The sequence below is a fragment of the Finegoldia sp. genome, assembly GCF_046991905.1.
GTDB lineage: Bacteria > Bacillota > Clostridia > Tissierellales > Peptoniphilaceae > Finegoldia.
The window spans coordinates 1-12008 of record NZ_JBKWZF010000003.1 but is presented as its reverse complement, the minus strand read 5'-3'; the positions used below and the strand labels follow the sequence as shown (position 1 = coordinate 12008).

The following is a 12008-nucleotide window of genomic DNA, read 5'->3' as shown; positions in this document are numbered from 1 at the left end:
TAAATTCATTTTGAGCCGATAAACACTGAACATTCAACACTCCGTAAACAAGAATATAAACAAGTTTATAAACAAGGATATATCATCTTATAGAAAAACAAACTTTTTTGAACATTGTACCCTCTTTAAGTAATAGCATTATGCTATTTTGTTTCATCTTTTAATCAGAATTATTAAGAGAATGTTATAATTATAAATATAAATAATATTTTTGAAGGAGAAGGATGAAATGAAGATTGTAAAAAATCGAGCTAGGTGCATAAATTGTGGAGATATTATTGAAAGTACATCAACACACGATATTAAATCTTGTAGTTGTGGTTCAGTTACTGTAGATGGTGGGAAAGATTACATTCGTAGAGGGTTTAAGAAAATAGAAGATTTGGAAGATTTGAGTATCTGTGTTTATTATTTATCCGACCCACAAGATAAAAGACTCTTAGAGATTGAAAAGAATCCAAGAAAACCTTATAAAACCAAAAAATTAAGAGATTTTCTATAGAATATTAAATATGTTCTTCAAAGCATAGAACAAAAACCCACATATGTCTTATTTACCACTTTAAATGAATTCTAAGAGCAACTGACACTTTGTCTAGTATATTTATACTCCCTTTGATAGAGTTGGAGCAAATAGACTACATTCTGAAAGAATTAGCATTATTTGTAATAATGTCCATGATATAATAACCATGTTAAAATAATGAGGTGTTCTTATGGATAAAAAACAAATGGACTCTGAGTTAGCACTTTTAGAAATCGAAACTTTAGTAAGTAATTATACGAAAACAGAAGTCGATATTTTTATAAGTATCTTATGTGTGAGATTTATGAAGGAACATAATATTTCTAAAGAAGAATTGTTTGAATCGCTATCAAGCAATATAAACAGATTGACATTTGGAAGAAAATATTTGTCTTAAGCTAACAGTTCCTACTGCAAAGCCTGTAGTGGACTTTCACCACCTAGCTACTGCCCATGCTGGGCGCACCAAAAAAAGATGATACCTCTCATTGAATACCATCTTTTTGTTATTAAATATTTATTTCAGCACAATCTTCCTCAATTTCATCATATTCTAATTCTTGAAAAGATTTAGTAGAAATCATTTTTGTATATTCTCTACACTTTTCTTCTAATAATTGAAAGTCACAACACCTTTTTTGTACTCGAAAAGGCAAAGTGTTATTTATTCTATTCATGTATAAGTTTGAAGCAATATCCCTTAACTTCTCGCCATCAGGGTTTAACCATCTTAATTGATTTCGTAATAATGCTTTATATTTTTGTTCTTGATAAGTTAAACTCTGTGTCTTAGTGCCTATTAAAGTATATGAACCATCAGGAACAGGAATCATATTATTAAAGTTAATCGCACCTAGTTTTCCGTTACTCAACTTATAGAAGTCAATATCATTCTTCATCTTTAAATGTTTTTGCTTTGGACTTGATAATGGAGCAAAGTATTTCATTGTATCTATTTCAAATAAGATTCCAACAAAGGTTACAACGCAGACCAATGCTAAAGCTTCACTGAACCCCTAGACTATCTAGGGGTTTTCTCATAACAATAATAAGAGATAGGATTGCCGTCCTATCTCTTTTCTTGTGATTACCCACTCTCTTTATGCATTTATATTAGACCATGAATTTTGTAATTGTATAGATTTTATTTCCATTTGCCACATTCACATTTGAATCCAATACTTACTTTTTCATCCCATGCAGGTTTATCTACAACCCATTTCTTTTCGTAAACAGCTTCATGGACAATTTCTTCTTTTCCAACTTCTATTTGCACAGTTTCAGAGTGATGTCCCCCAGGTTCTCCATTTAACATATGTTGTTTTGCATGAGATGCTCCATCCACCCCATTAGCAGTCAAATCGAATCCACAAGTATTACAAATATCATGAACTACATAATCATAAATAGGCTTGTATTCAATCCATTTGTCAGCTACCATGACATTTTCATAGTGTCCTTTTTCTTCATGATGAACTGTTTTGAACTGCTCTACCCAATTATGAGTGTGTTCAGATGGTTTCTCATTAGGTTTAGATGTATTGTTATCATTGTTTGGCTTAGAAGGTTTGTCTGAATTTGGTTTTTCGTTTGAATTATTTGAATTGTTGTTTGAATTAGAATTATTTTTATCGCTGTTTGGTTTTTCTACCTTATCTTCAGACTTTTTGATCGTTGTTTCGCCTTTATCCACTTTTTCTTTTGTTTCTTTGGACATTGGAATCTTGCCATCTACGGTTTCTGTTAATCCGTTCTTTTTTGCATCTTTGCTATCAACAACTTTTACTACAACAGATTTTTTTTCTGTTGTATTTTTATATTTATCAGTAGCTGATACAGAAATATCATATTTTCCTTTTTTCTTGATGTCAAAGTCTTGCTTATCAATGGTAATTTCTGCACTACTTAAATCATTAGCTTTGAAGTAGTCCTTTAAATCAACATCTTCTGCGTTTTGTTCGATACGAATTTCTGTCAAGAAATCTTCGAATACAGGTGCTTTGGTATCTTTAACTTCAAAAGGCACATCCTTGCTTTCTTTTGAATATTTAAGACTGACTTCATACTCTCCAACATCCAAGTATTTTTTGTCTTTGGATGTTACAGTGAACTTTTTCTTATCAAATGTATATTTTTCTGCATTTGACATTAAATCCGAAGTTAATTCCACGGAACTTAACACATTTTTCTCTACATCATTTGATAGAAAAGTCTTAGGTTCAAGTTTAATTGCTTCTCCATACTCAAAAATTAGATCTTCTTTCAATGGCAATGTAGATTTATTATTATTAGACACAGCATATCCAATCCCTGCTCCTGCACATACCAACAATGCTAATCCAATCAATACAACATTCCGTTTTTGGTTTTTCTTTTGTTTTTCGTCTTTGTTCAAATTTGAATTATTTGTATTTTGGTTTTCCATACTCTTTTTTCTCCTATTTCTATAATTTTTAATCTTTTAGTATATCCAATGAATTATTTTTAAGTTTTTGCTCGTTCTTGACTTAAATTCCCCTATTGATACCCTCGCTTTCTATTTTCATTATAGCACTTTATTTTCTAAATGGATTATCACTTTAATCGTTCATATAATCCTGCATAATTGAAAATAAATTCATAAGTGTTTTCTTTAATATAGGCTACCTGATGACTCCATATGGCTATACGAAAATACGCATTTGGTTTGATACCATACAAGGCTCGTCTTGAAACACCTAATTTTAAAGTAATTTCTTCATCTGTAAGTTCATCCACCAATTTATACTTCAGATATTTTCCTGCCTTTTCATCCATTTCAATCATTTCATCTATGTAATTCAAGAAACAATCTACTTGATCTCCCTCTTTCATAATCCGATTGATATATTCGCTTTCGATTCCATTACCTGACTTAATATCACTACTAACTTGAATTAAACTTCCTGTATGCAATGGCAAACGCATTTTCAATCGAATTCTCTGTTGAATAAGAGGTGCATAGGCTTCACATACCTTTTTCCCATTTTCCTGTGTCTTTTCTACATCAATGTTTCTATCAAAAATAATGATTCCTTTTTTTGTCATAATTCTATTCTTTTGTATCATTTTCTTTTTGTGACATGGACTGCTCTCTTATGGTTTTTATCATAGTTGAATTCCACTTTATCATTGATACTCAATGTTTTGAAACCATCCATATCATCAATGTTCGTATAATGAACGAATACTTCATGTTCCAACTCTTCTGATTGGATAAATCCGTATCCTTTCAAACGACTAAATGATTTTACGACTCCTTTCATTCTCTTTCAAACTCGTGTTCCATAATTGTATCGTCAAAGAAGTCAAATGGTGCTGAATAGATAATCATGACTCGACTTTCATTCGGTATATAGACAAAATAGAATAGTCGCATATGCAAAAACTGATTTGTACCAGTGAACATGGCATCTGCTGTTTCATAGTAGAAATCTTTCCAGTCTTCTTCTGTTTTTGTTGGATCAACTTTGGAATAATATACTCTTAATCCATCAAATATTTGTTGCTCCATGTAACTGATGGCAGTTTCCGTTTGTGCTTGAGCCAATCTATCTGTATCGCTGAAGTAATAATTATTAACATCTGCTTCAGAAATAAACATATTTCCCTTTTGCATGGCTTCTACGATAACTTTTTTTACTTCTTTCCAAGTATTCAATCTCCAACCTTGAGCATTATGGTCTATCATAGATATTTCTCCTTTCTAGCTATTCAATAGCGTTCTCTTTCTATTGTAGTATCATTGATGTCCTTGACAACTTCTGATTTGTCAGTTTTTTTCTTTGATACATCTTCAGTATTTATCTTACCTATCAATTCCAATACCTTTCCAACGACTTCATGATAATAAATCGTTGTTCCAGTATCAGCATCTGTATAGGTATTTTGTTGTAGTCTTCCTTTAACTAAAATCTTCATACCTTTTTTTAGTCTTTTTTCCAAATATTCTTGGTCAAAGAATACACATTGAATAAAGTCCACATAATTTTCACTCCGTTGATTGGCAACATTGCAAGTAATTACACTTACATTTGCTTTCGTTCGACTGATTCTTGGTACATTGGAAATTCGACCCACTAAATTTACTTCATTCAACATATAACCTTCTCCCTTCTATTTTTAGGAAGTCACTTCCTATTTTTCAATTCTTAATACATTGAGAACAATTAAACATATTAAATTTTCAAAGAAATTCAATAAATTAGGGCTTTGGTCTGCCCTTTTATGAAGATTTTTTATAAATCTATTATTTACCGGAGAATCAATCGGATATATCTGTCAAAATTGTGTCGATAAAATCTGTCCCGAACATGTTCATAGTGATCTTCGTATTGATTGTGAGAGTGAAAATAATGGCTTCTAAGGGAACGTATATATTGCTTTATAGAAAGATAACTCAAAGAGATTGGTATAAGAATGTTCCTGTGAAAACAGTCTTTATACATTGCATTATGAAGGCTAATTGGACAGATAAAATGTATAAGGGAGAAGTTGTCAAGCGTGGGACCTTTATAACTTCTAGACGTAAATTAGCTGATGAAACAGGTCTTACAGAACGTGAAGTTAGAACAGCTTTAGAGATTCTTGTTGATAATAAAATGATTGATAAAATACCCTCGAAATCTAATACTCTGGTCATTGTTTTGAACTATGATTTATACCAAAAAAACGATGAAATTTGCGCAGATTTGGCGTCCCACAAAACGTCCCAGTGCGTGACCCAGTGCGCAATGCCCGAAAACACTTTAAATAAAGGCTTTTTAGATGATGGTGAGCAATATGTTACCCACCAAACGACCCACCAAACGACCACAACTAATAAAAATATAAATAACAATAAAGAAAAAAGATATGCGCAAATTGCGCAAAGTGCGTCTGATTGCGATACTCAAAATAGTGGTGTGATATTGGAAAATGCATTCGATAGAGAACATGCATTCAATGAATTTTGGAAAGCATATCCTAAAAAAAGAGACAAGAAAAAGTCTCATATAAAATTCCTCAGTGTTTGTAAAAACGAACAGGTCTATCAGTCCATCATGGATGGTTTAGAAAGACAGGTCACATCAGCTGACTGGTTAAAAAATAATGGTCAGTATATCCCTTATCCTACTACATGGTTGAATGGAGAACGATGGAATGATGAAGTTGATGAATTTATTACATCTTCATCAAGAGAAATAAAGGCGGGTGATTGGTAATGACGAAAGAAGAGATGACACAGGTCATAAATACGATTCTGAATATTTATCCTAATTTCATGTATGGTAGAAACCTTAAAGAAGTCTGTAAGGCTTGGTATAGTATTATGCATGATCAGGACTACAAGAAAGTCATGAAGAAATTAAATGCGTGGATTGCGGAGAATGAGAAACCTCCGCTTCCATGCAATCTAATAACGGTTGATTGGAGGAAATGTTATGAACACCAGTTCAATGATTGAAGCGCAAGCAACTGCAATCGGTATGCTTTCCGTCTACAATGAGTTATTTGCAGTTTCTATTTTAGAACCGGAACATTTCGTAGGACCATATCAAAATATTTTCAAGGCTATGCTTGATTACTACAAGAAAAACGGCTTCATAACGATTGAAGCATTGCTCGATTATCCAGGATTTGATATCGACCTTTATGCAAGGTGCTCAGACATCCCTTATTCAGGAGATATAAAAAATTTCAAGCGTATACAGCGTGTTGTGATTGATAAATTCAAGGAGCGTAAAATAGTTGAGATATCAGATAAACTGAAAGAACACAGTATCAGCTTGGACGAATACAACGCAGTATATCAGAAAGTATGCACATTAGATACTGCAGAGTCTTACAAATTGGATTCAGAGAAGCTTTTAGAATCATGCAGAGATGATAAGAAAAGCATCTACTTCAAGAAATATCAGCAGTTGGGCTCTTTATTGAGGCTGAAAGAAAATGATTTTATGGTTATCGCAGGTGCGACTGGTTCAGGTAAATCTGGATTCGCATTGAACCTGTTGAATGATCTGTCATGGAGATATGATTGCCTGTATTTCAATCTGGAAATGGTCCCGCAAGAGCTTCATCAGAGGCTGATATCCATTAACTGCGGACTTGACCAAAACTACATAGCATCATACAAAAGAATGTCAGAGATAGAGGTAAATGATGTGAATAGAGCTGTCAATTCAATAGCACAGCGTTCTATCGAGGTTGTTGACAAGAGCCAGTCTATAGATTCTATCCGGTCGATGGTCGCCAGTCATGATGGGAAAAGGCATATCATTGTAATTATTGATCACATTGGGCTTATTGGTTCTCGAGCAAGAAACTCATATGAACGTATGACAGAAATTGCAAAGGAGCTACGCAAGATCAGCTTAGATTATAACTGTACGATCATAGGATTATGTCAGCTGAACCGTGATGCCACTAAAACATCAGGAAAACCAAAACTGTCAATGCTGCGGGATAGTGGAGAAATCGAACAGAGCGCGAGCAAGATTCTGTTCGTATGGCAGGATGATGACGGTTATTCTCTAGTGTTGGAAAAGAACCGAAGTGGGCCAACAGGCTATATCCCTATCACCTACAATAAGAATAATCAGGTCATTAGTGAGGTAAGACCATGAATCAATGGGAAGTGTATGAGGTGTTAAAGAAGCCCTCTACGGCTGAAATAAGTAAACTGGAGGAAACACCTTCAGAAGTTATAAAAGAAGCTCTTATAGAGTTTCTAGTTGTATCACAACGAGGGAATCTGAATGAAGAAGTGTGTAAATTGTAAATACTTCGAAACTCACGGTGAGCATAAAGGCCGCATGATGTATTATTGCGACCATATGAGTGCACGCAAATATACAGAAAATGATTTTATATGTTATGGGCATCCGGATATACCCATCATTTCACAGGCACCACACTGGTGTCCGTTTAATCGAAAGAAGGCGAAGAATGAAAAAGAAAATGAGCGAGCAGGAGCGTAAAGCTCTACAAGCGAAGTTAAGGGATTTAGAAGAATTATACGCTGCAGGCTATCGCTATGCTGCGAGAAACCAGAGTGGTGAGCTGAGAGCGTACAAAAAGACACCTTACAAAGAAATCAATTTCTGGTTCAGCTATGGTTATGGTCCAGGGTATGCTATCACGATTCGACATGACATGCTCGATATGCTGAATTGGAATGATCAGGAACCGGCATACATCAAGAAAGAGATAGAATCTATCAGGAAGCAGTTGGTGGACAGTCTGAATGAATGATTATCAGAAAGCATATGGCGAATTATGGAGCGTACTGAAATATGAGCCAGCATGTGAAATAGAAAAAAATTGCAAAGAGAATATCAAGCGCTTGGAGACACTGGAACCATTAGTTGAACGTGCATCAGGAATCAAACCTGCTAAGCACGCAGCAGGTCATACATACTGCCCGAAATGTAAGACAGTCATTGCCAATAAGTGTAACGTGAATAGTTTGAATTTCTGTCATAAGTGTGGGCAATCGTTAGACTGGAGTGATGATGGTGATTAAATATCGTATTTATGCGGAGGACGATAACGAAAATCAAATATCAAAAAGCTATGTAGTCAGAAATCTGAATAGCTTTCTGACTAGGCTGTTGGTGCTGTATATAAAAATATGCTGCCTTGACCATTATGGATGTGGTGGTGCTGTTTATGTCGAACCTGTATGGAGCGATGAACAGGAGGGAAATGAATGAGGTATACGACATTATTGTCCAAAAAGTATAAAGTGGAAATCGACAAAGTAAGGGTGAATGGTTATGATGCTTATGTTCTGCATGAAGCCAATCTCCTATTGTTATTCTACACAGCAGAGGAGCTGCAGCAGTATCTGGAAGAGGTGTATTGATGAAATCGAAGAAAGAGAAGCGGAAAGATAAAGAAATCTGCAAGGACTTTTATAACAAATGCCAGAACTATCATAGAAACTTGTCTAAGATAGAAGCGAATCGGTTGAAGTATGATGAGATAATGAATGACATGTATGGAGTAAGCTCAGTCGTGATGAAGGATGTCATCATGGAGAATGCCGGTGACCTAAGTCATGTATGGGATCACTATCTGGTTGAAAAGAAGGATGAGCTTTTATTGGAGAGAGCTGCATTACTGTACGACACAGTGATTGTTAACAAAGTGCTGAATAATATTGCTGACGGTGAGGTGGTCGACATGATTACAGAGTGTTACATTGATAGAAACAAAAAGCATGATGATATAGCGTATAATCATAATCGAAGTAAGCCTACTATGTATTCAGATATGAATAGAGCAGTCCTAAGCCAGTTGAAAAAATAAAAGTCTTTACTGAGTAAAGGGTTTTCCGTGATATTATGATAGCATGGAAAGAACAGGAAGATACTTCTTGTTCAAAAAAACGGCCTGCGATGTAAGTGTACGCACGCATCGCTAAACAACCTTTCCTAAAGGTGATTGTTCGTACAAATAATCGCCAGTGGCATATGCGTGGGTAGGTACGGCTTAACGGCGGTATGTCACAATTAAAAAAATATCAAAACAGGGAAGGACCTCATACTAATGAGAATACCTGTTAGATATATTGGTTGCCCTGGTGGCGGAATAACCAAAAGAAAAAGCGGTAAGGAATCCTAAGCGGACTTACCAGCGTAAAGCGTCTGAAAAGGGCGCTTTAAAATTAAAACGTAGTTATCGCACCTCTTAACAATGTGGCACAGATAACTCTATAGAGGCTAAGGACGCATAGACGTATGCTATTAACCGAGAGCCTGTTAAACAAAGCACGTAGAACTGCCCGTTATAAGGGATACAGGAGAAAACGTGCTTTTCTTTTACCCAGAAAGGAAGGCGTATCAAATGCTACATCACTATATCACAAAGTATACCGAGAATGGTAAGAAATACGCAGAGGCATGGTTACAGCTAAATGTATTCGGATTTTCATTCTGCTTTAGTAAGAGAAAGAAGGGACTGGAAGGATGAAATACAAATATATATGTGATTTACTCATCAGTATAGGTTGTCTGTTATTCAACGCATACCTCATTACACTGGCATTATACATGTGTATCAACTACTCTTTATGGTGGATATTGTTGTTAGTTTTCTGTGTTACTCCAGAGGATTTGGATGATCACAGTATGTAAAGACTGCCCTAAACGCCATCCAGGATGCCACGGAGCGTGCGAATGGTATAAGGCAGAGCGTAAGGCACTGGACGCAGAAAACGCACGCAGGCGGACTGAAAACACAGTAGGATACAGTACAAGCAGTCATTGGAATTATAATAAAGCGAAATGAAAGGAGAGATCATATGGCGGTTATTGATGAAGAAACCAAGCAGCAGGCAAAAGAGCTATGGCTGCAAGGCAAGAAGTACCGAGAAATATCTGAGATAACCGGTATAAAAGAATCCTCTATAAAGTCATTAGCATCCAGAGCATGGAAGAAAGAAAAGTTGCAACCAAACAAGAAAAAAGTTGCAACTTTGGTTGCAGATGCAGATAAAGACAAAGGGCCGCCTGAAACAGAGTTGCTGCCGGAGGAAATAGAAACACTGAACAATGAAGAACTGACCGAGAAACAGCGCCTTTTTTGTTTGTATTACTCAAAGTCATTCAACGCAACATCAGCGTACAAGAAAGCATATGATTGCTCATATCAAACAGCAATGTGTGAAGGAAGCAAGACCCTAGGAAACCCAAAGATAAAAGATGAAATCATGCGGCTCAAAAAAGAGCGCTATGCACGGTCCATGCTCACAAAAGAAGATATCTTCCAGAAGTACATGGATATTGCCTTTGCGGACATAACAGATTTCCTTGAATTTGGTTCTGATCAAATTGATGCAGACAGCGGGGATGTTGTGAGCAAGAACTTCGTACACTTCCGACATCACACAACTGTAGACGGTACTCTCATAGGCGAAGTCAAGCAGGGGAAGGATGGCGCATCTATTAAGCTTCCGGACCGCATGAAGGCGTTGCAATGGCTATCTGACCATATGGGATGGGCTACAGACTTGCAGAAAGCACAGATCGAGCAGTTAAGAGCACAGACGGATAAGTTGAAAGCAGATAGCAATGATATTCCTGATGAGAGCGTACAGAACAAAATGGATGCTATCACTGGTATTGTAGATCAAATGCAACCACTTGGAGATGATGACGTATGACACAACCAATGTTATTACTATCGCCTAAGTTCAAGGATTTCCTTCGCTTAGACACTGAGCGAGAATTTCTGGAAGGTGTTACAGCCTGTGGTAAAACAACCGTCGGCATTTTCAAATTCATGTGTAAGGTTGCAAATAGCGGCATAAGGTTTCATGTTATCGCTGGTGCTGATCTAGGTACAGTGGAAAAAAACGTCATAAATGGAGAGCGGATGCTGCTCGATCAATTCGACGGAGTAGCAGAGTACTATCCATCCGGTAAACGTAAAATCAGATTGCCTCATATTGAGTATCAAACAAACAAAGGCACTAAGATCATTTACATATGTGGATATGACAATAAAAAGCGGTGGCAGAAAGTGCTTGGTGGTCAAGTAGGATGTGTGTATGTTGATGAGGTAAACATTGCTGATATGGAGTTTTTGCGTGAGATATCCCACCGCTGTGTTTACATGATGACGACTTCAAACCCTGATGATCCTTCTCTTCCTGTATATGATGAGTTTCTTAACAGGTCACGACCTCTGAAAAAATACAGAAAAGATTATCCAGAGGAATTATTGTATATGCTGAATCAGCCTGCAGAAAAAGGGTGGGTACACTGGTATTTCAATTTCAACGACAATGCTGCATTGTCACAGGAAGCTATTGAGCGAAAGAAAAAGGCAGTGGCACCTGGCACGAAAATGTATAAGAATAAGATTCTTGGTCTACGTGGTCGTGCTACAGGGCTTGTATTCCCGAATTTCAGTAGAAGTAAAAATGTCATATCAAAAGCCGATGCGAAGAAATATACGTATCGGTATTTTACTGTTGGCGTTGATACATCGTACTCAGCGAATAGTCCGGATACCATTGCTTTATTGTTCATCGGCATTACAACATGCGGTAAGGTCATCATACTAAACGAGGAAGTATACAACAACGCTGATCTGAATACACCGCTTGCGCCAAGTGATGTTGTAAGAAGACTTATAGACTTTCTTGACAGAAACAGGGAGGATTGGGGATTTGCAAAAAATGTATTTGTTGACTGCGCAGACCAAGCTACGCTGACAGAGTTATACAAATATAAGCGGACTCACCCGTGTATTTATACATTTAACGACGCATGGAAAGAAACAACCATCATTGACCGTATCCATATGCAGCAAGGGTGGATATATCATGGTGATTATCTAGTTGTTGATGACTGCGTACATCACATCAGAGAGCTGGAGGTTTACAGTTGGCAGGAAGATAAATACGAGCCAGAAGATAGAAATGACCATACAATCAATGCTGGTCAGTATGGATGGCTGCCATTTGTGCAGT

At 36.3% G+C, this 12008-nt stretch carries 21 protein-coding genes; 15 read left to right on the top strand and 6 right to left on the bottom strand.

All coding sequences use genetic code 11. The features are described 5' to 3' along the window. Positions 1-229: 229 nt before the first annotated feature. Complete coding sequence (locus ACLUJM_RS02245; RefSeq protein ID WP_002611038.1) at positions 230-502, top strand: hypothetical protein; 273 nt, start codon at positions 230-232, stop codon at positions 500-502. A 214-nt stretch (positions 503-716) separates the two neighbouring features. Beyond that, positions 717-923 carry a hypothetical protein gene (locus ACLUJM_RS02240; RefSeq protein WP_002611039.1) on the top strand — a complete coding sequence of 69 codons (207 nt, stop codon included), beginning with the start codon at positions 717-719 and terminating at the stop codon, positions 921-923. Positions 924-1035: 112 nt separating this feature from the next. On the opposite strand, the gene ACLUJM_RS02235 is transcribed toward ACLUJM_RS02240, so the two are convergent. The 6 genes from ACLUJM_RS02235 to ACLUJM_RS02210 all read right to left on the bottom strand — a co-directional run bounded on the left by ACLUJM_RS02235 (position 1036) and on the right by ACLUJM_RS02210 (position 4645). After that, entirely contained in the window at positions 1036-1521 is a 486-nt protein-coding gene (locus ACLUJM_RS02235; protein WP_256292666.1) for a type III toxin-antitoxin system ToxN/AbiQ family toxin, read from the bottom strand. 149 nt (positions 1522-1670) lie between these two features. Next, the gene (locus ACLUJM_RS02230; RefSeq protein ID WP_256292667.1) at positions 1671-2951 is read right to left on the bottom strand and encodes a hypothetical protein; all 1281 of its coding nucleotides are present in this window, start codon (positions 2949-2951) and stop codon (positions 1671-1673) included. 149 nt (positions 2952-3100) lie between these two features. Beyond that, positions 3101-3592 carry a hypothetical protein gene (locus ACLUJM_RS02225; RefSeq protein ID WP_256292668.1) on the bottom strand — a complete coding sequence of 164 codons (492 nt, stop codon included), beginning with the start codon at positions 3590-3592 and terminating at the stop codon, positions 3101-3103. A gap of 17 nt (positions 3593-3609) precedes the next feature. Then, positions 3610-3810, bottom strand: coding sequence for a cold shock domain-containing protein (locus ACLUJM_RS02220; RefSeq protein ID WP_002611045.1), 201 nt, complete (start codon positions 3808-3810; stop codon positions 3610-3612). Next, positions 3807-4235 carry a hypothetical protein gene (locus ACLUJM_RS02215; RefSeq protein WP_161129314.1) on the bottom strand — a complete coding sequence of 143 codons (429 nt, stop codon included), beginning with the start codon at positions 4233-4235 and terminating at the stop codon, positions 3807-3809. The genes ACLUJM_RS02220 and ACLUJM_RS02215 overlap by 4 nt, the downstream gene beginning before the upstream one ends. Positions 4236-4258: 23 nt before the next feature. Continuing rightward, the gene (locus ACLUJM_RS02210; RefSeq protein WP_002611049.1) at positions 4259-4645 is read right to left on the bottom strand and encodes a single-stranded DNA-binding protein; all 387 of its coding nucleotides are present in this window, start codon (positions 4643-4645) and stop codon (positions 4259-4261) included. A 254-nt stretch (positions 4646-4899) separates the two neighbouring features. On the opposite strand from ACLUJM_RS02210, the gene ACLUJM_RS02205 reads away from it, so the two are divergent. From ACLUJM_RS02205 to ACLUJM_RS02145, 13 genes are all read left to right on the top strand, one after another. Next, the gene (locus ACLUJM_RS02205) at positions 4900-5748 is read left to right on the top strand and encodes a hypothetical protein (RefSeq protein ID WP_161128909.1); all 849 of its coding nucleotides are present in this window, start codon (positions 4900-4902) and stop codon (positions 5746-5748) included. Further along, positions 5748-5990, top strand: a complete 243-nt coding sequence (locus ACLUJM_RS02200) for a replicative helicase loader/inhibitor (protein WP_161128908.1) — start codon at positions 5748-5750, stop codon at positions 5988-5990. Before ACLUJM_RS02205 ends, ACLUJM_RS02200 begins: the two co-directional genes overlap by 1 nt. After that, positions 5968-7152 (top strand): DnaB-like helicase C-terminal domain-containing protein, encoded by a 1185-nt coding sequence (locus ACLUJM_RS02195; RefSeq protein ID WP_008815987.1) that lies wholly within the window; start codon positions 5968-5970, stop codon positions 7150-7152. Before ACLUJM_RS02200 ends, ACLUJM_RS02195 begins: the two co-directional genes overlap by 23 nt. Then, positions 7149-7307: a hypothetical protein gene (locus ACLUJM_RS02190; RefSeq protein WP_008815986.1), complete on the top strand. Its 159-nt coding sequence runs from the start codon at positions 7149-7151 to the stop codon at positions 7305-7307. The genes ACLUJM_RS02195 and ACLUJM_RS02190 overlap by 4 nt, the downstream gene beginning before the upstream one ends. Next, positions 7285-7506 (top strand): hypothetical protein, encoded by a 222-nt coding sequence (locus ACLUJM_RS02185; RefSeq protein WP_008815985.1) that lies wholly within the window; start codon positions 7285-7287, stop codon positions 7504-7506. Before ACLUJM_RS02190 ends, ACLUJM_RS02185 begins: the two co-directional genes overlap by 23 nt. Beyond that, positions 7475-7780: a hypothetical protein gene (locus tag ACLUJM_RS02180; RefSeq protein WP_008815984.1), complete on the top strand. Its 306-nt coding sequence runs from the start codon at positions 7475-7477 to the stop codon at positions 7778-7780. The genes ACLUJM_RS02185 and ACLUJM_RS02180 overlap by 32 nt, the downstream gene beginning before the upstream one ends. Further along, positions 7773-8051 (top strand): hypothetical protein, encoded by a 279-nt coding sequence (locus tag ACLUJM_RS02175; protein WP_009270735.1) that lies wholly within the window; start codon positions 7773-7775, stop codon positions 8049-8051. The genes ACLUJM_RS02180 and ACLUJM_RS02175 overlap by 8 nt, the downstream gene beginning before the upstream one ends. Further along, positions 8041-8241: a hypothetical protein gene (locus ACLUJM_RS02170; RefSeq protein WP_161128907.1), complete on the top strand. Its 201-nt coding sequence runs from the start codon at positions 8041-8043 to the stop codon at positions 8239-8241. The genes ACLUJM_RS02175 and ACLUJM_RS02170 overlap by 11 nt, the downstream gene beginning before the upstream one ends. Further along, positions 8238-8393, top strand: a complete 156-nt coding sequence (locus ACLUJM_RS02165; RefSeq protein ID WP_173024118.1) for a hypothetical protein — start codon at positions 8238-8240, stop codon at positions 8391-8393. Before ACLUJM_RS02170 ends, ACLUJM_RS02165 begins: the two co-directional genes overlap by 4 nt. Beyond that, a complete protein-coding gene (locus ACLUJM_RS02160) occupies positions 8393-8839 on the top strand; it encodes a hypothetical protein (RefSeq protein WP_257317138.1) in 447 nt (148 codons plus the stop codon). The genes ACLUJM_RS02165 and ACLUJM_RS02160 overlap by 1 nt, the downstream gene beginning before the upstream one ends. Positions 8840-9649: 810 nt before the next feature. After that, positions 9650-9820, top strand: a complete 171-nt coding sequence (locus ACLUJM_RS02155) for a hypothetical protein (RefSeq protein ID WP_008728241.1) — start codon at positions 9650-9652, stop codon at positions 9818-9820. Positions 9821-9833: 13 nt separating this feature from the next. Then, positions 9834-10694 carry a terminase small subunit gene (locus ACLUJM_RS02150; protein WP_008728244.1) on the top strand — a complete coding sequence of 287 codons (861 nt, stop codon included), beginning with the start codon at positions 9834-9836 and terminating at the stop codon, positions 10692-10694. Between the two features lie 212 nt (positions 10695-10906). Beyond that, positions 10907-12008 (top strand): terminase (locus tag ACLUJM_RS02145; protein WP_412412075.1); only part of this gene is annotated, 1102 nt, incomplete at its 3' end.

Coding starts and splice junctions, on each gene's coding strand:
- ACLUJM_RS02220 (WP_002611045.1), bottom strand. CDS start 3,810: ATGAAAGGAGTCGTAAAATCATTTAGTCGTTTGAAAGGATACGGATTT.
- ACLUJM_RS02170 (WP_161128907.1), top strand. CDS start 8,041: ATGGTGATTAAATATCGTATTTATGCGGAGGACGATAACGAAAATCAA.
- ACLUJM_RS02240 (WP_002611039.1), top strand. CDS start 717: ATGGATAAAAAACAAATGGACTCTGAGTTAGCACTTTTAGAAATCGAA.
- ACLUJM_RS02215 (WP_161129314.1), bottom strand. CDS start 4,235: ATGATAGACCATAATGCTCAAGGTTGGAGATTGAATACTTGGAAAGAA.
- ACLUJM_RS02230 (WP_256292667.1), bottom strand. CDS start 2,951: ATGGAAAACCAAAATACAAATAATTCAAATTTGAACAAAGACGAAAAA.
- ACLUJM_RS02190 (WP_008815986.1), top strand. CDS start 7,149: ATGAATCAATGGGAAGTGTATGAGGTGTTAAAGAAGCCCTCTACGGCT.
- ACLUJM_RS02175 (WP_009270735.1), top strand. CDS start 7,773: ATGAATGATTATCAGAAAGCATATGGCGAATTATGGAGCGTACTGAAA.
- ACLUJM_RS02165 (WP_173024118.1), top strand. CDS start 8,238: ATGAGGTATACGACATTATTGTCCAAAAAGTATAAAGTGGAAATCGAC.
- ACLUJM_RS02210 (WP_002611049.1), bottom strand. CDS start 4,645: ATGTTGAATGAAGTAAATTTAGTGGGTCGAATTTCCAATGTACCAAGA.
- ACLUJM_RS02195 (WP_008815987.1), top strand. CDS start 5,968: ATGAACACCAGTTCAATGATTGAAGCGCAAGCAACTGCAATCGGTATG.
- ACLUJM_RS02150 (WP_008728244.1), top strand. CDS start 9,834: ATGGCGGTTATTGATGAAGAAACCAAGCAGCAGGCAAAAGAGCTATGG.
- ACLUJM_RS02180 (WP_008815984.1), top strand. CDS start 7,475: ATGAAAAAGAAAATGAGCGAGCAGGAGCGTAAAGCTCTACAAGCGAAG.
- ACLUJM_RS02185 (WP_008815985.1), top strand. CDS start 7,285: ATGAAGAAGTGTGTAAATTGTAAATACTTCGAAACTCACGGTGAGCAT.
- ACLUJM_RS02225 (WP_256292668.1), bottom strand. CDS start 3,592: ATGACAAAAAAAGGAATCATTATTTTTGATAGAAACATTGATGTAGAA.
- ACLUJM_RS02205 (WP_161128909.1), top strand. CDS start 4,900: ATGGCTTCTAAGGGAACGTATATATTGCTTTATAGAAAGATAACTCAA.
- ACLUJM_RS02245 (WP_002611038.1), top strand. CDS start 230: ATGAAGATTGTAAAAAATCGAGCTAGGTGCATAAATTGTGGAGATATT.
- ACLUJM_RS02200 (WP_161128908.1), top strand. CDS start 5,748: ATGACGAAAGAAGAGATGACACAGGTCATAAATACGATTCTGAATATT.
- ACLUJM_RS02155 (WP_008728241.1), top strand. CDS start 9,650: ATGATCACAGTATGTAAAGACTGCCCTAAACGCCATCCAGGATGCCAC.
- ACLUJM_RS02160 (WP_257317138.1), top strand. CDS start 8,393: ATGAAATCGAAGAAAGAGAAGCGGAAAGATAAAGAAATCTGCAAGGAC.